The following is a 20,919-nucleotide window of genomic DNA, read 5'->3' on the forward strand; positions in this document are numbered from 1 at the left end:
CGTTTTTATTTTTATGAAAAAACGGGGACGGCGCCAAGCCATCCCCGCATGTGTTGCAGGCTTATTTCAGCTGATCTGCGGTGTAGTAACCACCGTCGACGAGAACCTGCTTGTAGTTGTCCTTGGTCACGGCAACCGGCTTGAGCAGGTAGGACGGAACAACCTTGACGCCATTTTCATAGGTCTTGGTGTCGTTCACCTCAGGCTCTTTGCCCTGCAGAACGGCGTTGACCATGCCAACAGTAACCTTCGCGAGTTCGCGAGTGTCCTTGAAGATGGTCGAATACTGTTCGCCAGCAATGATCGACTTGACCGACGGAACTTCAGCGTCCTGACCGGAAACGACCGGCAGCGGCTGGTCCTTCGTACCATAACCAACGCCCTTCAGCGAGGAGATGATGCCGATGGACAGACCGTCATAGGGCGAGAGAACAGCGTCAACCTTTGCGTCCGTGTAATAAGCCGATAGGAGGTTATCCATGCGAGCCTGGGCCGTTGCCGGATCCCAACGCAGCGTTCCGACCTTGTCCATGCCCATCTGGCCCGACTTTACGACCAGCTTGCCGCTGTCGATGTAAGGCTTCAGAACCGACATCGCGCCATCGTAGAAGAAGAAGGCGTTGTTGTCGTCAGGAGAACCGCCGAACAGCTCGATGTTGAACGGACCCTTGCCGTCCTTCAGGCCAAGCTTGTCGACGATCGAAGTTGCCTGCAGAACGCCAACCTGGAAGTTGTCGAAAGTGGCGTAGTAGCTGACGTCGCCGCTGTTGCGGATGAGACGGTCATAAGCGATGACCTTGATGCCCTGCTGACCAGCCTGCTTCAGAACGTCCGACAGGGTCGTGCCGTCGATCGAAGCAATCACGAGGACCTTAACGCCCTTGGTGACCATGTTTTCGATCTGGGAAAGCTGATTCGGAATATCGTCGTCGGCGTATTGCAGATCGGTCGTGTAACCGGCTTCCTGCAGCTGCTTGACGATATTGTTGCCGTCATCGATCCAGCGCGCGGAAGACTTTGTCGGCATGGCGATACCGACAGAACCCTTGTCCTGCGCGAAAGCCGGCGCTGCAAAGGAAGCAGCACCGATGGCACAAGCCGCCATCAGCGAAATAATGGACTTCATTAACTCTCTCCCTTGAACCCTCTTTGGTACCCGCTTGTTGCGTTGCACCATAAAATTCATGCCATCAGAGGAAGAAGCCGCATTGCGCCCGTTCCGATCTCGCAACTGCGAAATGGAACAGATGCCGCTCCTCCCCGGCATTCCGCAAATTGTTCTGAATCCATATAACTGTCAAATAGAATAAATCAGTTTACGTATATCAATTATGATATATTAAATCGATACAATAACCATTGAGGGGTATAAACCGGCGAATGAGCAACCAAAAAGTGTATGAGCAGACGCAAACAGCGGATGCGCTCTTCGTCTTCGAAGACAACCCTTTGCTGCGCGCCGGCTTGAAGATGAGCCACCTGCGCATGCTGGTCATGATCGAGGAGCACGGGCAGGTCAGCGCCGCCGCCGCCGCCATGAACATGACGCAGCCGGCGGCATCGCGCATGCTCTCGGAAATGGAAGCAATCGTCAAAAGCCCGCTCTGTCAGAGAGCGTCGCGTGGTGTGGTGCTGACCAAGTTCGGCGAGGCGCTGGCGCGGCGCGCCCGCACCATATTGCTGGAGCTGCGTGAGGCGAGCCGCGAACTCAACCAGATGAAATCCGGCAGCGGCGGATCGGTTTATATCGGCGCCGTCACCGCACCGGCCATCAGCCTGGTCGTGCCCGCCATAAGACGGGCGATGGACACCTATCCCGGTATCGAGATCAACGTGCAGGTGGAAAGTAGCAACGTGCTGGCGCGGGAACTTCTGGCCGCACGTCACGATTTCATCATCGGCCGCATCCCCGATGATTTCGACCCCGGCCTGTTCTCCATCCATGAAATTGGCATCGAGCGCGCCTGTCTGGTGGTTCGCGAGGGCCACCCCCTGCTCCACGGCGAGCCCGTGACATTGCAGGATCTGTCCGGTTACGACTGGGTCTTCCAGCCGCCCGGCGCGCTTTTGCGCAGAACGATGGAAGACGTGTTCCTCACTCACGGCGTCGCCATGCCGCGCAACGTCATCAACACGCCATCCGTGGTGCTGACGCTTGCCCTTATCTGCAACACGGATGCAATTGCGCCAATCGCGCAGGACATGGCCGAGTTCGTGGCCGGCCAGCAGGCCGATATCGGCCGCACCCGCATCCTGCCGACGGATTTCGAGCTTGTCGTCAAGCCCTACAGCATCATCACCACCAAAGGCCGCGTTTTGCCGCCCAGCGCCCGGCTGCTCTACGATCTGGTTCTGGATGAAAGCCGCAAACTGACGGGCTTTTGAGGAAGGCAAGCCAGACGCCAACTTCATTGTATATAGAGGCCGGATTTATCGGGACTTGCCCAGGGAATAGCCGCATGCTTTTCGGACAATCCGTCTTCGAGTCGGTCGTTGAAAGACTGAGACAGGAAAAAGAAGACGAGAGCGCGGAGCCGACGCCGCCCACCGGTCATCGTATTGTGGGTTTTAGCTCTGGCTTCGTCGTGGATACCTATCCGGATGCACCGCAACCGGGAAACGCCAGTCTCGACGCCTATCTGGCCTTTCTGCCGGAGCCCGTTGCGCTTGCCGAGCCCCAGCCGGAACCCCAACCCGAACCCATGCCGGCCCATCTCGAAAAGACCTCGCTCGCGGATGTTTCAGCAGAACTGGCCATCCATGAAACCGACACCGCCGCAACGCTTGCGGAAAAGCGCCGCGCCTTCGCAAGGCTCAATCATCCCGACGGAGTGAGACCGGAATTCCGGCACAATGCGACGCTGCGCATGACAGCGGCAAATCTCCTGATTGACCAGGCGATCCGGATGCTGCGAACTCGTGAACATTTCCAATAGAGGCAGGTAGCGGTTTTACACCCGGAAAGCTCGCCTCAGCCGGCGTCGTTTCTATCCGTGGGTGCACTTTCCACTGGCTCGTCTGAATCGTCCCTGGCCGCGTCAGCCTTGCCTGCAGCGTTCTCCTCGCTGGCGGGCTTGAACTTCAGCAACAACTCATAGGCCGCATAGACCGCCACGCCGCCGACAACCGTGCCCCAGAAAAATTCGCGATTGACGAATTCGATGACGGACCAGGCGGCGCAAAAGCCGACGATGAGCAATCTGACCCACAAGCGGCGATAAAGCGGATGGCTCGTATCGATAATCAGCATGGCGTTCCCGTTTCGGGCCTTTCCAGAACATTGCGCAGTTGCGGCATGACGCGACGCCCAAGGCGTCGGCACGTCCAAGGCGTCTTGGCCGTTTCGCAGGAAAATTGCAACGCAAATCGACCCGCTACAAATCAGACCCTCGTGAAAGGGAGAGGCAGGGGCAGAGGGATTGCCGACCGGCTTGACCGATACCGCTCAGTCCCGCAGGCGCCCAAGCAGAGCCAGCAGCTGGTCACGGGCTTTTTTGCCGCCGATCCGGTCGATCAGCTTTTCCTCGCGGTCACGCCATGCATCGGAAAGGCGCTCAAGAAGGCTGCTGCCCTCATCCGTCATGTCGAGGAAATGAACGCGCCTGTCCTCTTCCGACCTGCGGCGGACAAGCAATCCCTTGCTTTCCATGCTATCGACGATCGCGACGAAATTGGCACGCTGTATGCCAAGTGCCTCGGCCACATCGCTCTGCTTGAGGCCCGGATTGCCGCCGACGATGACGAGAACGGAAAAATCGGCCGGCCGCAATCCCATCTCCGCCAGCACGTCGGAAAAGCCGTTTGCCACGGCAAGTTGCGAGTGCCTCAAATGATAACCGATCGCGGTCGTCAACAATCCATAGTCGATAGCGTTTAAATGTTCCGCCTGCGTGCCGCCGCTTTCGGCCTTTTCCGCACGTGGCCCGTTGCTATGTGCCAATTGCAAAGCCATCCGATCCCCCGCCTGATTCGTTCCTTAACCCTGCCGGAATGATAACCGACAACAGGACTAAACTGTATCCCAAATAAATGTAGATGATACTAATATTGTATAATAATTTGACAGTTAATACCCATTGCGACAACCCCTGTCTCGTAATCACCATCGGGCGCAAAAGAAAAGTATGATTATTTACCCACCGATTTTTAGGGTCAAAAACCATCTCCCCCGCCTTGTTTGAACGGCGATACGACAATCAACCCGGCTGTGTACAAAAGTGCCAGGACAGCCGCTGGATGCAGACGTAAAATACTACTTAAAAGGGAAACGTCTTATCAGGAAGAAACGCAATACCGCTAACAACATACCGCCCTGCTATCGCAAACATGCAGACAGCAGCCCTCGCAGCAACCCACGCTCTCCCCCTCACCGGAAAACAGACCCCATTTCGTAAATCTTTGATTTTTAGACATTGATGCGGAAAGAAAGCTGGGGTATGAACCAACCGCTGCACGCGATTCAAGCGTGACCGCTGCACCCGTAGCTCAGCTGGATAGAGTGTTGGATTCCGATTCCAAAGGTCACAGGTTCGAATCCTGTCGGGTGCGCCATTTTATGTAACGCTTGGCAACAGCGTACACCAGCTTGCTAACAACGTGCACTGAGCTTGGCATCAGCGTACACCGACTTCAAGAAAACTGAATGAAATCAATGGAAGCTTCATCTAGCTGCACGCTTTGTGTCTGACGCCGCCTGATGCTCGGTTACTTCTCGCGAGATCGGGCTGGAGACAGGACAAGCAGAGCTCGCGAGTGTCCTGGATATGGTTTGGGACCGTTTTCTGCCTGGCATCTTGCTCAACTTTTCGCTCGCCGCTCCCCGCCGCACGAAGAGGACTGAGTCCTTCAAGTCTCCCTAAGGCACAATTCAGAGCTTCGAAAAATATCTGAAAATTTTTCTGGGACGTTGAGGTGCAGCGACCAGCAGATTGCCCCCTCTTCTACTTGGCCCACGCCGAAGTCTTGGCAAATAAAGTTTCCATCGAGATCGGAGCAATGTAGATGAAGCGGTCGATGACGTTGTACAGCGGCCACTTCGGCAAGCATATCACCGCAACCACGACGCACTCATGGATTCGCCCTTGAATCCCAGCCGAATCTGTTACTCCTTGACAAGAACTCCGGGCGGGCGAGGCGTCGGATATGTGCGGGTCATCAGTCGCCGATGTTCCTGATTGCGATAAGGATCCGCGTTGGAATCCCCTTCACGTCTTCAGCAAACTTATCTTCGCCGTGGAATTCCGTTGCTGTTGTCCTCACCGCTGGGCCTCCTCGCTATGTTGTGGCAAGTGGCGATGCTGCTTGCTCTCCCATGTCTCGATCAGAAACAGAGCGATCGAACTGGCAGAGTTGAGCGCCAGGCGCGCGATGCGAGGGTCGATTCGACGGAATCCTTTCTCACGCCCATGTGCATCGCCAGCATGGGTTCGCAGCGCACCGATTCCTTTGGTGACAGATGTAAGGCCACCCAAGACCTGCCGAACATCCTGCTCGATTTCCAGAGATAGATCGGTTCGGCCTGGCGAGAGGTTCAATGGATCCTGCACGGCCCTCAGCAACCCGTCTATATCGCGCTTTGCCGGCAGCGGCAGTCCGAGTTCGATTAGTATCGAGCGGCATACCGCTTCGACCAGCGAGCATGCTGCCGTTACGGCGTCTTCCGGATCGGCGCTGACGCTCGGGAGCGCTCGGGCAATTTCGATTTGCACAGTATCAAAATCCAGCTTCGCAACTTTGCTGATGAAAGGTTCAACAATGAGGCCTGCGGACGTGCGCTCCACAAGATGCGCAGCTCCGCTGACAATTGTTACCGCTAGTCCATCGGCTTCCAGGGCGGCATTAACATGCTCTCTCACAGCAACAGCTTTGTCGGGTGCGGAGAGGTACTCTCGCGGGTCACAGACGCGGAGGATTACACGCTTCAAGGACTCACCATCGTCCCAGTGATTAGCAAGATCCCGTAGAAACTGGACGGTTGCCGGAACGCGTGAACTGCTCCCTATGCGCATGTCGAGACCACAATCAAGGAACAATGCCTCAATCTTCGGTCCACTCCGGTAGATCCCGATCGGCTCGGTGACGTCCGGCCCCTGCCCGGCGCCGCCGGTTATCACGTCTGTCAGCGCCTTTATCACAAACGGAGAAAAGCGCCCGCTCATGCTGCTGAAGCCACACGCGGGTCAAGGGCGAGACTGCCGATCCACTCTGCCCAACACTTTACGAAGTGCAGGAATGCTTCCTCGGTTGTGATCACCACTCTGTAGGTTTCGGCCCGCTCGCGCTGCTCCTGATCTTCTTCGTACCGCGACAGGAAGGCCATGTAGACCATCTGGTTTCCCGCGATTTCATGGCCGTCTCTATCGAGGTATATGACGTTGCCATGCGCCAGGGCGTTGCGAAGCACTCTTAACACCTCGCTGGCCTTTCGGCTCTGGATCGTGTTTGCATCGTCCGAACGCGGATCCCGGCCGTATGGATCTTTCCAGTCATGTGTCTTGTCAACTGGGCTTACTATGCGGGACTGGCGCCATGAGCCGTCGTCTGGCGGCTTTCGCCAGAATGGCGCTTTCAAAAAGTCAGCTTTCCCTAAGGCCTTCAGATTTTTCACCAGATCGTCGTCGTGTGCTTGATCGTGCAGGAAGTGACTTGTGCGCATCCGCTCGAACGGGATCGTGAGGACTGCAGATGCTGCCAAAAGTCCGAACGAGCCGAGAAGATTGTTCTCTCTGGCGGACGGCTCCAGCATGCCAATGAGTTCGAGCGCCCGTCTGGGATACTCGATAGCAAATCTGTCTGGTACTCCCATTCCGCGCCTCCCGATTCATCGATGCCGACGGCATATTTCCCGTCGAAGACTGGTTTGGCAATGGCGAACTCGACGTCGAACGCGTTCGCCCATGTTAAGACCAGCGAAACTTGTTATCGTACACCGAGGCCATAGAATTTCTTAGGAGAGCAGCCTAAAAAAGTCGCATGGGCCCGTTGACGTCCGAACAAAAACAGAACATATGGAGTGCCGTGATCCATATGGCTCCCTCGGCTCATGATGAAGCCGCAGCTCAAGCCACCAAGATTCCATGAAGGAACATGGCGATGCACACGATGCGAATACGACTAGGAATCCTTCCGCGAGCCTGAGGCCGCGTTTTCGCACGACAATCCGAGAATCCCAGAGTTTGAAATCACCCCGAGCTCGGTGCCGCAGCAGATGTCGCCGTGTCGATTGACTTGGGCTTGTACTGTCCGGTGCCCGCTTCGGAGGCGCAATTGTTCTTTGATCTACCTTCAGCGGCATCCGGCACAGGATTCGCGGAAGGACTCGTCGAAGAAGAAATACTTGGCGCAACTTTCAAGGTTTCAACGCTGAATCCTCAATAGTATCAATTTGTTAAGACGGTCCCCACTTGTCGTACCGAGCGTATTATGGGACCTTCCTCACGCGCCAGGCTTCGTCAACAGGTCTGGCCGATATCAACAGATAGTTCATCGAACGTGCTCCGGCCTCCCTGAGCGCGACCGGAGAGGTATTGCCAATGATCAGCCATGCTCGAAGTTCCTGCGTGCAGAACATGTCTATCAACATCGAAGATCTCGAAGACCTCGGGATTTCGACAAGACTGCTCAGTGAGCTGGCCGCATTGGTCGTCGCACCTGCGACCGCTGCGACGGATGTCGGTGAGCTGTCCTTTTTCCACGTAAAGAGGAGAGACCGAAATGCCCAGCCCCCATCGACGTACCCCGAAAAAGACGAGGCCCTTCCGAGTGACAGCGCCGTTGCCGTCGGACGACCGAAAGCGTTCGACGCTCGATGATTACAAGCTCATCCTGCAGTGCGTCCCGAATGGCACCGAATGGAAGCCAGAGCACCTGCGTCGGACATTCGACTACATCTTCTCGGAGAAGCACGAGCCGCGCGTGACCTTTCCGGCGCGCGTTCGAGAGCACAGTCGTTTCAGGTTCACGTCGCGGAAAATCCGGTCAGGAGGCGTAGTTACCGCTCGTGGATCCTGGATGCTGAATGGCTTGACTCTGCTCGATGGTGATCCCGACATCGTCGCGATCACCCCGTTTCCGATCACTGTGAGGTATTTCGCGGCCACGCCTGATAAGAAGGATACTGAATGGAAGGATCACATTCCCGCGGTAGGCGTGCTCCGCCAAGACGGATCCGTGGGCTTCATCGACTTCAAGCATGACCTCGATGCGCAGCGATGCGAGCAGCGCACTCGAGAACTATCGCTCTCGCTCTCAAAGGACTGCGGTGCGTCATATCAAATGATGCCAGCTTCAGAATGGTCGATCTGAGGCCTGGTGATCGTTCGATCATCTTTTCAGCGGATCTTCAAAGGTATGCCGAAGTTCGTTTCAAGGAATGGCTCCAACTCACTCGCACATCCCGGAAAGTCGCGGTCTTTGTCCGCCTGGAGACAAACGAGCAAATCAATGTCTCCAACGCTGGGCTGCGAAAGCTGGAACGAGCGCACCGCATTCGTCCTGTGGGATCGAATGCCAGGCCCAATGCCCCCGGATCATGGATGAGTTTGCCTGCCACTGATCTCGAGGCTGCAAAACGGGCAATGCACTACGTGGATCGCTACTATCGGTTCAGGGAGGCTATTCGGACGACAAGGGGGCCTTCAAAAGAGCATACCAAGGCATTTTTGGCAGAAGTAGCCGCGGAACGGGAAGAGCCTCCACCGAGCTATGAATGGTTGCATCAGATGATCGGAAGGGATCGAGATGGAACCCGTTTCGATCGCGTGATGAATTTCGCGAGGAAACCACGCAGAGGGAATGAATCCCCACGCCTTCCTGCGTTGATTCAGGAAGCTCTCGATGCCGCCGCCCAATTTGCATGGGAGCAGCCGAGCGGCGATTATAAGACGCTGCGGGAGCACTTCATTTCGCTCATGATGAACGATGAGCGTTTCGCGTCTGTCCGGCATCTGGGTATCAATGACAATGGTGCATCGCTGATCAGCAAGAGCACGTTCGACGCAAGACTTGCCGCCGTCGACCACTATACTCGTGACCTTCTGCGTTTCGGCGGGGAACATGCCGCCGTTGAGAACCAACAGTATATTCGAATCCATCGTCCCCGGTGCCTGATGGATATCGTTGATGTCGATCACCTGAAGACTGATCTCTTTGCCTACCTCGATGAAAATCCATTGGCCTTCGGCCGCCTCGATCTCATCGTTTTCCGGGAAAGGATGTCTGGCGTCATCCTAGCTGCGGTGCCGAGCTTCGGCGACCCTTCGTACACCACATTCGTACGAGGCCTCGAATTGGCGATCTTCGGCGTGGAAGGTCGGCTCAGGGTGGACGTCCCCTGGCCATGGTTTGGTTTGTTCAACAAGTTGGGTGTCGATAACGCCCTTCATTTCATTGGCGAATCCATCCGTGAAGCTGCAAAGGCACTCGGCTTTGACATCATCGAGCACAGGCCCGCCCGTCCAGGAGACAAGGGCGCGCTCGAGAGATTTCTGGGTACCATCACCAGAGATATCTTCCACATGCTGCCGGGCACCACGATGGAGTCGCCGAAAATCCGCGAGATGTTCGGCGAGGATCGCGACTTGGCGGTCCCTCTACTTGCATTGTCCGAAGTTGAGACCGTGCTCCAATACTGGATCGCAAACGTCTATCACCAGACACCACGCCAAGGCCTCGGAGGAGACCTGACTACGCATGAGGGAGTGCCGGCCGATCTCTGGACGAAGCATGGGGCTTCGATCCCAAGACGCCCTCTCCTCGACCGAACGATCTTCACGCGTCTCGCCGGTCACCATAAGCGAGTTACGGTACAAAAGGACGGCGTACGTGCCCACAACGTGACTTGGAACGCCCCAGGCCTGCTGGCCCTGTCCCTTCACCCCAAAACGAAGCGGGCCATTGCCGGGCGCGACTCCACCAAGTTCGATCTTCACATCAATCCATTCAATATCGCCCAGGCATGGGTCGTTGACCCCTATCAGCCCGAGGTCGTTACAGTCCTGGTCAACGCAAGCCTCATCAAGACCCGCGAGGGAGAAGACGGGAGGATCTATCTCGATCGCAGCTCCTTCGAGGACTTCCATGCCAGGTACGTAAACGCAAAGCTCTACCTCGACCAGCTCGACTGCAAGGCAGAGCATATCGAGGCCAGACTTCAGGAACTGGGCATCAAGAGGCGGCACGCACGGCTCCCGACCCGAAACCAGGTGTACATCGTCGAGAGGAAATCGCTTGCGAAAGCGCTTGGGTCGCTGGCCTACAATACAGAAGATCCCCCGATCTGGACGCGCTTCCGGGAGGAACTCGCGAGCGTGTGTCCTTCATTCGTGTTGCCAGTGTCCATGGGTGGCCGCGATGTCAAGGCACATACGGCGACGCGGGCGACCTACGTCGAGCTTCTGGTGGACGGTCAGGACCTGATCGTGCGGAAGACTTTCAGAACCCTAGCTCACCGCGAGTGGGCCGTATTCGTCGCCAATCAGTGGCAAATCCGGGATGAGTGGGCGATCTTCACGTGGTCGAAGAAGAATGCTCGCCAGAGTGTCACCGCAGAATTCAGGGTCAGGACGGAATGGGACGTCGCCGCAGCAGCCGTGGCTCTGAAGAAGCTTTATATGCATTTCCGGAACCCGAGAAAGCTACCGAAAAGGTGACCATAATACATCAGCGCTACCGGACCTTGCTTCGTCAAATGATATCTGCCAACCAAGAGAGCAATCTGGAGGGGTGGTATGACGAGCGAAACCTATATCGCGATGACCGGCGACGGGAACGAACTTTGGGGGGACTGCCTTGAGCGCAATCTTGTCGCCCTCGGCTATGACAAGCCATACTTCGACGCTTGGAAAGCCGGGGATCGCGACGAATTTCTTAGGATCGAGATGAAGGCGGCTCCCAAGGGATCTGCCGAGACCGACGTCAAAGGGAGGGCGACTACGTGGTTCAATCGAGCGACGTGCATCGCCGAGAGTGAAGATGATATTTGGCTTCATCGCGCAGGCAACGACCTCTATTGGTCCGTGTCGACTGAGGCCGCACCAGTCTTCGAGGAATACGACGGCAAGGTTATGATCGCCAAGCCAGTCACCCCGTGGTCACGTCGCAATCGCCGAACTGTAGCTCTCACCTGGAATTCAATTCACCCGAAGGCGAAGGACTACCTGACGACGCAGCAAGCAGTCTTCCGTGTCGTCGATCCGACAATGAAGGAGTACATCGAAACCCTCATCGATGGCGACGACCTCAGCCGATGGCATGAGGCTCCTGAGTGGAAGGCCAGACTCGGCGCCGATAGGGGAAAGACTCTGGGCAACAATGTCGAATTGCCCGAGCTCGTTTTGACCCGCATGATGATGACGATCAAGGAAACTGTCCGGAATGCCAAAGGTCAACAGGTTCTCCGGACACTCAAGGAGAAGAGGCTTCTTTGCCCCGAGCCGGAGATGAAGGCACACCTTGCCAAACTCATGATCAGTCAAGAGGGCCTCTGCGCCATCACGAGGTTACCGCTTCACGTCGATGGTCAAGATGACCTGGACTACGACATGCTGGCTTCGGTAGACCGAATCGACAGCAACGGGCACTATGAACCCAAGAACGTCCAGCTCGTCTGCAGGTTCGTGAACTTCTGGAAGTGCTCGCAGGAAAATGGCAAGTTCATGGAGTTGCTCGAGAGAGTGGTGGCGAGCCGACTTCAACCTGAAGGCTGAAGCTTGAGACGCTCTCGGTCGTTCGAGTATCTTTCAGAAGACCACTGAAGCGCCGCCGCACGCTCCCGAATTGTGCGCAGTTTCGCATCGCCCCGCCGTCCGGCATGAGGGTGATAGGTGAACACCGAGATGGCGTCACCAAGAAAGGGCGCTGTCACATATCCCGTGCTATCGGCAGCGCCATCGATTCTGTGGAAGTCGACATCGGTGTCGATCATTTCGATATTCGTCTTGTAGAGATGCCCTATCATCCAACGCATTCCTCCTGTGAACCATACGATGATGTCGGGTCTTGCATACTCGATTTCTGCCCGTGCCATCGCGCGTTGCCACCGGACAATCTGCATCTGGGCGGGAGATGATAGCTTGCTGATGCTGAAGCTTCCATCGATGACTTCGCCGAGCTGGACCTTGCTGACGTTTGTCCATGCGGTCGCTCGCCGCGATGAGAGTCCGAACGCCTCGCAGACATCGTCGTAGCCCCGCCAGAACGGATTGTTGTCGTGAGATCCTGCGATGGCAAAGTCGTATTTCTCGAAACTCCGCCGCTGCCTCTCGATCATCGCGTCTCCGCCTTCAGCAACGGCCTCGTTCAGCCACTTCTCGGCATCTCTGGTTTCCTGGCCCACGATCATCACCTGAACCGGAGCGTTCCGGTATTCGTCGGTCAGGAAAAGGACCTGCGGCTCGCAGATCGCCGCAACGGTTTCTGGTGAAAGACCTTCGAGTCGCAACATGCTCTCGATTGAGGTGCGATAGCTTTCAGGCAGGACCTCGATGTTCATTTCAGGTTCCTTTCGGTGATAATTGTTGTCAGATAGTGGTGGCGGTAATGCGAATCCGTCATTACCTTAGTCGAGCCGGGTAGGAACCACGACGAGATGACGTCCGAGTGCTTGCCGGAGGTTGATCCTCTATTCTTCGGCATTGGTCACCTAAGAACCCTTCGAGGAGGTCGTTTACGCTCCTCATGAGCGGAGAAATTAGTGAGGATTGCATTTTTCTCGAAATGCGAGATCAGAAGCTGTAGACAACCGATAAAGCATACTGCATCTGCCGAAATATGATCTTTAAAAGTGCTTCCGCGTAAGCCTATGTGTATCAGGACTGAAAATGACGGCCATTATCGCCTACGCTGAAGCCGGTTACGCTTTCGTTGCAGCAGACTCAAGTCGAAGCCAGTCGGGAGTCATCTTTCATCAAACTGTGAAAGTCTACTCGTGGTCAGACAAAGTGGTTTTCGCACAGTCAGGCAATGCCTTGCAGCAGTACGGCATGATCGCTCAGATGCTTTCGTGGCGTGGCTTTCCTTATCCGCACGACATGTCTGGTTTCGAAGCAGCATGGTTGGCTTTCCAGCCCCACTGGCAAAAAGAAGCAGGGCGACTTAAATTGAAAAACCCTCTTGTTGCGACCGATGGAACAATACTAGCGGCCGATGCAGCGAGTGGAAAGGTGAAATCGTTCGATTTTGCCACAGGCACTGTTTCGATCGTGCCAGCCTTTGGTTACGCTGGGTTCCCAAATGTTGGTCCGGCTGCAACCGCTGCTTGGGGAGCAGGCAGACGCGATTTAGACATGTGGGCCGTGGATACAATCAACCCTATATGTGCTTCGAACAGCGGTATTGACTGGCCAATTGACTTAATGTTGTGTGTGCCGCTTCCTTATGAGCGCACCATATCGACCCGATTGGCATCGAAGCCTTCAATAGGGAAGCCGGATTTTCTTCTTCCTTGAGGCTACCTGCTGCAGTCACGTTGCAATGTGCCTCGACGTTCTGTTGTAGCGTAGCGTCATAGAAAGCCGCGTCCGTGGCGTAGAGGTTAGACCACTACTCTGATGCCTCGCTTGAAACCGACCAAGATTATTGAAAATTCCTGGATTTCACTTTCAGCGTATCGATGTGTAAATCCCTGACGTAAATTTCCCTCGCTTCCGGGATAGACTTCGGCCGATCTCGCGCATCGCCACCTCCGGGCGAGCCATGAGCGAATTCGTCGCCACGGCCACTGGGGTTCTTGAACTCAGTATCGCGGTCCGCCAGCGCCGATAGGTCTCCAGACAAATCCTCTAGCTGTCGAGCGATGAGATGAACTACGTCGCCTTCGCGCTGAATTTTGCCTTGGATCCCCATCATGCTTGCTCCGAGGACGACGCGTCGCCTTTTCTCGAACAGCGACGGCCACACGACGATGTTGGCAATGCCCGTCTCGTCCTCCAAGGTGATGAACATGACGCCCTTCGCAGATCCGGGTTTCTGCCGTACCAGCACCAGCCCGGCAACGCAGAGCCAGCTCTTGTCGCGGGCATTCATCGCGTCCGCGCAGGTGACGATGCGCCGTGCGGACAGGTCCCGGCGCAGGAATGAAAGCGGGTGTGCTCGAAGTGTCAGGCCAACGTGCTGATAGTCCTCAACGACGTTGTGACCCTCGGTCATCTGCCGAAGCACGACCTCCGGCTCCTGTTGCTCCGCAACCGCCTTCGTCTCCCGTTCCGCCGCCGCCACGAAGAGAGGCAGAGGCTCGTCACGCAAGGCCTTTATCGCCCACAAGGCATCACGACGCTCAAGACCGAACGCTGGCCGGAACGCATCCGCCTCTGCGAGCTGGACTAGCGCTTCAGACGGAACTTCCGAGCGTCTCCATACGTCGTCGACAGACTCAAAGGGTCGCTCGATGCGGGCCACGATGATCCGCGCGGCATCGCCGGCCGCCAGTCCGGCGACCTGCCGCATGCCGAGTCGGATAGCGTGGCGATCCGTACCGGGGATCTCCTCGAGGGTACAGTCCCAACGCGAATGCTGCACCGAGATCGGGCGAACTTCGACGCCGTGTTTCTTCGCGTCTCCGATGATCTGCGCGGGAGCATAGAAGCCCATCGGCAAGGAATTCATCAGAGCCGCAGCGAACGCGTCAGGGTAATGGCACTTGATGAAGCAGGAAGCATAGGCGATCAGTGCGAACGACGCTGCATGACTTTCGGGAAAGCCGTAGCTGCCAAAGCCTTCCAGTTGCTTGAACGTCTTCTCCGCGAACTCCCTGCTGTAGCCGTTATTGACCATGCCATCGATCAGCTTTGTCTGGAATCTCGATACGCCGCCTGTGAACTTGAACGTGGCCATGGACTTGCGGAGCTGATCCGCCTCGCCTGCGGTGAAGCCTGCACATACCATCGCGACCTTCATCGCTGACTCCTGGAAGAGCGGCACACCGAGGGTCTTGCCGAGCACCTCTCGAAGTTCCTCTGTCGGATATTCGACAGGCTCCTTCCCTTCGCGGCGGCGCAAATACGGATGGACCATATCACCTTGTATGGGGCCGGGCCTGACAATCGCCACCTGGACGACGAGATCGTAGAACGTCCTCGGCTTGAGCCTCGGCAGCATCGCCATCTGCGCACGGCTCTCAACCTGGAATGTCCCGAGCGTATCCGCCCGACGGATCATCGCGTAGGTGGCGCTATCCTCCTGCCGCACCTTGGCGAGATCGAGGTCTTCGCCTTTATGCTCCCTGATGAGGTTGAAGGCCTTCTGCATGCAGGTCAGCATTCCGAGCGCTAACACGTCGACCTTCATCATCTTGAGCGCCTCGACGTCGTCCTTGTCCCACTCGATCACTTGACGGTCTTCCATCGCTGCCGGCTCGATCGGTACGAGGTCATCTAGCCGTGATCGCGTCAGAACGAAGCCACCGACATGCTGGCCCAGATGCCGCGGAGCGCCCATGAGCTCTCGCGCCAAGCGCAGCGTCATCACCAGGCGATAGTCGTCAGGATTGAGGTTCAGCTCGCGAACATTCCTATCGGTGATCTCTTCGCTCCACGACCACAGGCCGGACGACAGCGCCTTCGTAACGTCTTCCGGCAGGCCCATGGCCTTGCCGACATCCTTGATCGCGCCCTTGGCCCTGTAGCGGGTGACAGTACAGACCAGTGCCGCCCGGTCGCGACCGTAGGTCTTGTAGATCCACTGTATGACCTCCTCGCGACGCTGGTGTTCGAAATCGACGTCGATGTCCGGCGGCTCGTTCCTCTCCTTCGAGACGAACCTTTCAAACAGCAGGTCGTTTGTCTCGGGGTCGATGCTGGTGATGCCGAGAATGTAGCAGATAGCGGAGTTGGCAGCGGATCCACGTCCCTGGCAGAGGATACCCTGCTGCCGGGCAAATCGGACGATGCTGTAGACGGTCAGGAAATATGGCGCGTAATCCATCTCCTTAATGAGATCGAGTTCATGCCTGACAGACCGCAGCACCTTCTGCGGCAGTCCTTCGGGATACCGTAGGGGAATGCATTCGCGGACGCACTCTTCGAGCGACTGCTGGGCATCCATGCCGTCAATCAGCGCCTCCTCCGGGTATTCGTAGGTCAACTCCTCCAGCGAGAACTTGCACTGCTCAAGGATTTCCACCGTCCGCGCCAAGGCCTCTGGATACCGCGGGAACAGACGCTCCATTTCCTCGGGCGGCTTTAGATAGCGGTCGGCATGACGCTCGCGGTCGAAGCCGACATCGTCGATGGTCGTGTTGTTGCGGATGCAGGTAACGATGTCCTGGAGCTGCCGACGCGACGGCTCGTGGAAGAGGACATCGTTGGTGACGACGGTTTTGACGCGAAACTTCGCTGCCATGTTCGACAGCTCATGGAGCCGCATTTGATCGTTTGGTCGTCGCCGCAGGCATAGTGCGACATAAGCACGCCTGCCAAAGATGTCGGCCATCTTGCGCATCTGGACTGCACAGACGCCGTCGGGAAGATCTGGCACAAGGACGCCGACCAATCCTTCGGCGTAGAGGGCCGCATCCTCCAAATGCAGAATGCAGTTGTTCTTGCCGCCCCTGCCCTTTCCGAGCGTGATCAACCTGGTCAGCCGGGAGTAAGCTGCCTTGTCGGTCGGGTAGACTAGGATCGACATGCCGTCCTGCAGATCGAGACGGCAACCCACAACGAGACGAAGGCCGGTGTCCCGGGAGGCCTCAAGCGCGCGGACGATCCCGGCGAGCGAGTTCCTGTCGACGACACCGACGGCCTCTATGCCTAGATCCTTCGCAGTTTGAAACAGTTCCTGCGCGGACGATGCGCCACGCAGGAAGCTGAAATGGGTGGTGACCTGCAGTTCGGCGTACTTCATCCGAAGACCCCGTGCATGAACCATTTGTGCGATCCGGTCTCCGGATCCACACCGTCACCGGAACGGAATATCCAGAATCGCTGCCCTTCATCATCCTCGATGACAAAGTAATCCCTTACGGCTTCGAGCTCGTTCGGCCGCCTCCACCATTCTCCAAACACGCGCTCCGGCCCGTCGGCACGCTTCACGCGGTGACGCTTTCCCCGCCATGTGATCGTCGCCGGTGGATAGTCAGGCATCATCGCAATCGCCTGGATCTGTTCAGGTCGGTCGAACAGCCGAACTGGCCTTCGCCAGTGACTAACCCAGGATGCGTCCGCTTCTTCCGAGACGGCCGACACCCGCTGGACACTGCGCTCTGGGACATCCGATGCCAACGGAGCCACACGGTAGACCCGCTGGCCCCGGTTACCAAAGATGTCGATCAACGGCGTGATGTCGCTGGTCTCTTCTTCAACGAGAGAGGAAACCTTCTGCTCCTCAGCCAGAGGTTCGGCCGACACGGCAATGAGAGAGAGTTTTTCGATACCGAAGCCCGGCTCGATCTTCTCCGTTCGATCGCGGAAGAGCTTGGTCAGCCAAGCGATGTCACGCGCTGGCTTTGCCGTTCCGGCTCGGATCGCCTGGATCGTGTTGTCGACCTTGTGGACGATCAGGTCTGTGCGCCGGGCACCGAGGCCGCGCTTCTCGAGTTCCGCGACGAGCTGCACGACCAGCCTACCGACGTACTTGTTGATGGTCTCTGCGGCGCCGATCGGTTCCTGAAAAGAGCGCGATACCTCGACCAGATCCGAAGTGCGTATGGGGTCGATTGGCTCCGACAGAGTGTCGAACCTGCGGCAGGGCGGGCAGGTACGAACGCTCCGTGTTGGTGAAGCAGCATGGAGCTAGCGTGACCTTCGCAAAGCTCCGACGGATGTCGGCGCTCGGATGTGATCGGCTGGTGGATGCGACAGGAGATCGGTGCGGGACAATGTTCCCTTGTCTGACGAACGAGGATCGATAGCGAGCGGAGGCTTTTTTGGAGAAGGCGCAGCGAAGGTGGCTCGAAGAACGACGGGCGCAGCTCGTCGGCAAGTCTGTCGATCCCGAGATAGACAATATCAAGTACACCTGGGTGAAGGATTTCGGACACGGGATCACGGTTTCCTGCGGTCGAGGTCGATACTTCCGGATAGAAAATTCCGAGTTCAAGAAGCGCTACGTGACATTCAAGTTCTCGCGCCCGGGAATGCCAGACGCAAGCGCCCTGTTCTTCGAATGGGACTGCCCGGGTCTCGTTGACGTTGCAGACTTTGTCGACGTCGCCGACAGCAACAGTCAGGAGGACTACGAAATGGCGGCGGCTGTCGGCGAGTGCTGGTCCGATGAGTGCGATAATCCGCTTGATTATGGATCGATCGCGGTCTTTCACCGACTGGTCATCACGCACCCTATCCCTCTCCTATGGGACACCATCCGGGCTGCCATCAAACGCGAGTTCTCCCGGCGCGCAGCGATGTTGATCCTCAAGGCGTTTCCGCTGGAATGGGAGAACAGGTTCCAGGATCAGAATGCACCGGGTCAGGACGACTTCGAACGCCGCCTGAAGGCCATGGCGAAGCATTATCAGCGGCACCTTGGAGTCTCACCGATGCCAGTTTCTCCCGGTTTGGGGGCATGGTTCTGGCTGCCCGTGCGGTTTGACGAGGAGCCGCGGCAGGGCCCTGAACTCAAATCGGCATACCGTGTCTGATACCATCTACAGCTAGATTGGGCTTGTAGTAGTGGAGAGTAGCGGACTGCGCAGCGATCGGGATAGGATCATCGCGACTACTACGTCGCTGGGGGTGGGATGTTGGGAACGAATTGGCTTGGCTTGCTGGTCAGTGCTGTACTGTGCAGTGTTACGGTCGCGAAGGCGGCAGAAATCGAAAAGATCGATCTACCAGGAATTGACGTTCCGCTCATCAGTCTACGGGGACCCATTGAGCAAGGCGACGGCGACAAGTTCTCAAAGCTGGCTGAAGGTTTGCACCGTGCTTCTGTCATCCTAAAAAGTCCTGGCGGTCTCGTAAAGGAAGCATTGCAGATAGGTGCGATAATCCGGATGTCGGGTTTCTCGACGATGGTCGCCGCTGACCAGGAATGTTTCTCCGCCTGCGGATTGATATGGGTTTCCGGTGTCCGCAGATACATGTCCGACACCTCCCTTATCGGGTTCCATGCGGCATATCGGGAGGAGAACGGGGAGTATCGCGAGAGCGGTGTTGCGAATGCCGAAATCGGATCCTTCCTCACGCATCTTGGTCTCCGCATAGAGGCTATACGATATTTCACGACAGCGGGTCCGAACGACTTCCTTCTCCTGACCCCAGAGCGCGCGAGAATGCTGGGCATCGACACCTATAAGGTGGATGGTGGAAACATCACTACGCCGTCGGCGAATCCCACCGTCGACATCTACGCCGATAGGTTCGTCTCGTACTCACTGCTGCAGTCACGCTGCGCCCCTTTCCTGCAGCCTGATTTGGTAAAGGTCAAACAAGCTCACGAGACAGCTTTCGCGGAAGGCAACAAGCTTGTTGGCGCCGACAAGTGGATCGATCTCTGGACACCCCTCCTCGATGAGGTGAAGGCGGACCTGAGCAAGAAGGGGGCGCTCCTGCTCTGCATCGAGACGGAAGCGCACCTTCGAGGACAGGGACTGCAGACAGGGGTGGATGGACCGAGTTTCTCTTGCGCAGCCGCCTCGACACCAACGGAGGTCACGATGTGCCGGAGCCCGGAGTTATGGGCGAAAGACCGTGCCATGAATTCCATCTACATGTGGGTGCGAACCAACGTCGAGAAGTCGGTTCGCAAGCGCCTTCTCGAAGTCCAAAGAAGATGGCTCAAAGACCGCGACAACTGTGGCGGCGACGCGGCGTGCCTGAACGCTGTATACGATCGGCGGCTCAATGAACTCCGGGAGATCGACCTCCCATCATGATTGTTGTCGCCCCTCGAACGCACGTGTTCTAGTCGGATCGGATTTCTTTAGGGGACATTTTGGACACTAATCCCGAGCGCGTCCAAAACCTCCTGAGCGGGCAACTCGCGGCGACAGGCGAGTTCCTCGGCTAGGATCGTGCACGTATCCCGATGGCGAAGAAGAATGCTCTTCGCGCGGTCGAATTGCTCCTGCAGAACGGCGTCGACCCGCGGAAGAAGCATCGGGTCAAAGCTGCCCCCTTCAGGAAACCGGGCTGGGTATCCGTAAGACGCAAGCTTCGCACCCATGCCATACGTTCTCTCAAGCGCCATGGCAGTCTTCGTGGCCTCGACCAGATCGGATCTATCGTTCCCTGCCGCGCCGTCGTCGTGTCCACCAAGGAATGCGTCTTCTGCGGCCATGCCTGCCAGCGACATGGCAATGAGGTCGAGGTAGTGCCGCTTCGTTCTGCGGATCCATGGATCACGTCTGAAACGCGCATGGCCCAGGGACTGGAGATTCCCATCGACCCTTACGCGATGTACTCGGGCAGCGCGAAGCCGTCCCAGTTGCGTGAGATGTTTTTCATTGTGTTACCCTGGATGGAAAGGAAAAGACTGGCGGCGCTCTTAGCGCCTCACGTCATCTTCTTATCCGACGCACCTGGGTGTCAGGGCGGATCATATCGCTATCGAGATCGACCTCCAGGAATCCTTGCAGAACGAGCGCAGCCACCGTCGGCATCGGACGCCCCTCGACGACCGCCGACAAGCATTCTGCGATAGTCAGCGATCCCATTTCATCCATCGCCGCCAGAATACGAATCCTGTCGCCGAGTGGAGGTCGGTACAGGCCATACCGAAGCAGATCCTTGGCATTCCTCAGGCGGAAGCAGCCATCGACCTCCTCCATGGCGACAGGTCGATATCTGTGCCCCATGGATTCGATTGCGGGGATGACCCACGACGGGGGCGACGGTTCTTCGTAGGCGACATCAACGAGATATGACCCACTCTCGAACACGACGAGAAAGTCGAGCTGGTATTCGGCAAAACCGCCGCGCGTCAGCGGCGGCGCCACTCTCCATTCGACCACGTTAGGATCTACATCGAGCAGACATGCGTAATCCC

At 57.0% G+C, this 20,919-nt stretch carries 16 protein-coding genes, 1 tRNA gene and 1 pseudogene; 9 read left to right on the forward strand and 9 right to left on the reverse strand.

Going from position 1 to position 20,919, the window contains the following annotated elements; translation table 11 throughout:
• Positions 1 to 61: 61 nt before the first annotated feature.
• Positions 62 to 1,126: a sugar ABC transporter substrate-binding protein ChvE gene (gene chvE, locus ACZ5A6_RS10080; RefSeq protein WP_003513717.1), complete on the reverse strand. Its 1,065-nt coding sequence runs from the start codon at positions 1,124 to 1,126 to the stop codon at positions 62 to 64.
• Positions 1,127 to 1,380: 254 nt separating this feature from the next.
• Between chvE and ACZ5A6_RS10085 the strand changes: the two genes are divergently transcribed.
• Together ACZ5A6_RS10085 and ACZ5A6_RS10090 are read left to right on the forward strand one after the other, a co-directional pair.
• Entirely contained in the window at positions 1,381 to 2,385 is a 1,005-nt protein-coding gene (locus tag ACZ5A6_RS10085) for a LysR family transcriptional regulator (protein ID WP_003513718.1), read from the forward strand.
• A gap of 74 nt (positions 2,386 to 2,459) precedes the next feature.
• Complete coding sequence (locus ACZ5A6_RS10090) at positions 2,460 to 2,936, forward strand: hypothetical protein (protein WP_111798817.1); 477 nt, start codon at positions 2,460 to 2,462, stop codon at positions 2,934 to 2,936.
• A 35-nt stretch (positions 2,937 to 2,971) separates the two neighbouring features.
• Here the strand turns inward: ACZ5A6_RS10090 and ACZ5A6_RS10095 are convergent, their stop codons facing one another.
• Together ACZ5A6_RS10095 and ACZ5A6_RS10100 are read right to left on the reverse strand one after the other, a co-directional pair.
• A complete protein-coding gene (locus ACZ5A6_RS10095; protein ID WP_111783630.1) occupies positions 2,972 to 3,250 on the reverse strand; it encodes a hypothetical protein in 279 nt (92 codons plus the stop codon).
• A 195-nt stretch (positions 3,251 to 3,445) separates the two neighbouring features.
• Entirely contained in the window at positions 3,446 to 3,952 is a 507-nt protein-coding gene (locus tag ACZ5A6_RS10100; protein ID WP_003513721.1) for a MarR family winged helix-turn-helix transcriptional regulator, read from the reverse strand.
• A gap of 522 nt (positions 3,953 to 4,474) precedes the next feature.
• Between ACZ5A6_RS10100 and ACZ5A6_RS10105 the strand changes: the two genes are divergently transcribed.
• Positions 4,475 to 4,551, forward strand: a tRNA-Arg gene (locus tag ACZ5A6_RS10105).
• Between the two features lie 704 nt (positions 4,552 to 5,255).
• Here ACZ5A6_RS10105 and ACZ5A6_RS10110 read toward each other — a convergent pair.
• Both ACZ5A6_RS10110 and ACZ5A6_RS10115 read right to left on the reverse strand, forming a co-directional pair.
• Entirely contained in the window at positions 5,256 to 6,158 is a 903-nt protein-coding gene (locus ACZ5A6_RS10110; RefSeq protein WP_464110922.1) for an abortive infection family protein, read from the reverse strand.
• Positions 6,155 to 6,805 carry a hypothetical protein gene (locus tag ACZ5A6_RS10115; protein WP_464110923.1) on the reverse strand — a complete coding sequence of 217 codons (651 nt, stop codon included), beginning with the start codon at positions 6,803 to 6,805 and terminating at the stop codon, positions 6,155 to 6,157. Before ACZ5A6_RS10115 ends, ACZ5A6_RS10110 begins: the two co-directional genes overlap by 4 nt.
• Before the next feature lie 956 nt (positions 6,806 to 7,761).
• Here ACZ5A6_RS10115 and ACZ5A6_RS10120 point away from each other — a divergent pair.
• The 3 genes from ACZ5A6_RS10120 to ACZ5A6_RS10130 all read left to right on the forward strand — a co-directional run bounded on the left by ACZ5A6_RS10120 (position 7,762) and on the right by ACZ5A6_RS10130 (position 11,705).
• Complete coding sequence (locus ACZ5A6_RS10120) at positions 7,762 to 8,304, forward strand: hypothetical protein (RefSeq protein ID WP_464110924.1); 543 nt, start codon at positions 7,762 to 7,764, stop codon at positions 8,302 to 8,304.
• Entirely contained in the window at positions 8,292 to 10,649 is a 2,358-nt protein-coding gene (locus ACZ5A6_RS10125) for a hypothetical protein (protein WP_464110925.1), read from the forward strand. Before ACZ5A6_RS10120 ends, ACZ5A6_RS10125 begins: the two co-directional genes overlap by 13 nt.
• A 78-nt stretch (positions 10,650 to 10,727) precedes the next feature.
• Positions 10,728 to 11,705: a hypothetical protein gene (locus ACZ5A6_RS10130; protein ID WP_464110926.1), complete on the forward strand. Its 978-nt coding sequence runs from the start codon at positions 10,728 to 10,730 to the stop codon at positions 11,703 to 11,705.
• On the opposite strand, the gene ACZ5A6_RS10135 is transcribed toward ACZ5A6_RS10130, so the two are convergent.
• Positions 11,690 to 12,490, reverse strand: a complete 801-nt coding sequence (locus ACZ5A6_RS10135; RefSeq protein ID WP_464110927.1) for a hypothetical protein — start codon at positions 12,488 to 12,490, stop codon at positions 11,690 to 11,692. The genes ACZ5A6_RS10130 and ACZ5A6_RS10135 overlap by 16 nt on opposite strands.
• 328 nt (positions 12,491 to 12,818) lie before the next feature.
• Between ACZ5A6_RS10135 and ACZ5A6_RS10140 the strand changes: the two genes are divergently transcribed.
• A complete protein-coding gene (locus ACZ5A6_RS10140; RefSeq protein ID WP_464110928.1) occupies positions 12,819 to 13,445 on the forward strand; it encodes a hypothetical protein in 627 nt (208 codons plus the stop codon).
• A gap of 127 nt (positions 13,446 to 13,572) precedes the next feature.
• Here ACZ5A6_RS10140 and ACZ5A6_RS10145 read toward each other — a convergent pair whose 3' ends face one another.
• Entirely contained in the window at positions 13,573 to 16,836 is a 3,264-nt protein-coding gene (locus ACZ5A6_RS10145) for an error-prone DNA polymerase (protein WP_464110929.1), read from the reverse strand.
• Positions 16,833 to 17,669, reverse strand: a pseudogene (locus ACZ5A6_RS10150) (DinB/UmuC family translesion DNA polymerase); the annotation flags it as partial. The gene ACZ5A6_RS10145 and the pseudogene ACZ5A6_RS10150, both read right to left, overlap by 4 nt.
• A 188-nt stretch (positions 17,670 to 17,857) precedes the next feature.
• Between ACZ5A6_RS10150 and ACZ5A6_RS10155 the strand changes: the two are divergent.
• Both ACZ5A6_RS10155 and ACZ5A6_RS10160 read left to right on the forward strand, forming a co-directional pair.
• Complete coding sequence (locus tag ACZ5A6_RS10155) at positions 17,858 to 18,571, forward strand: hypothetical protein (protein WP_464110930.1); 714 nt, start codon at positions 17,858 to 17,860, stop codon at positions 18,569 to 18,571.
• 99 nt (positions 18,572 to 18,670) lie between these two features.
• Entirely contained in the window at positions 18,671 to 19,807 is a 1,137-nt protein-coding gene (locus ACZ5A6_RS10160) for a lysozyme inhibitor LprI family protein (RefSeq protein ID WP_464110931.1), read from the forward strand.
• Positions 19,808 to 20,431: 624 nt separating this feature from the next.
• Here ACZ5A6_RS10160 and ACZ5A6_RS10165 read toward each other — a convergent pair.
• Positions 20,432 to 20,884: a hypothetical protein gene (locus tag ACZ5A6_RS10165; protein ID WP_464110932.1), complete on the reverse strand. Its 453-nt coding sequence runs from the start codon at positions 20,882 to 20,884 to the stop codon at positions 20,432 to 20,434.
• Positions 20,885 to 20,919 lie beyond the last annotated feature (35 nt).

This window comes from Agrobacterium sp. 6Ca8 (assembly GCF_055382765.1).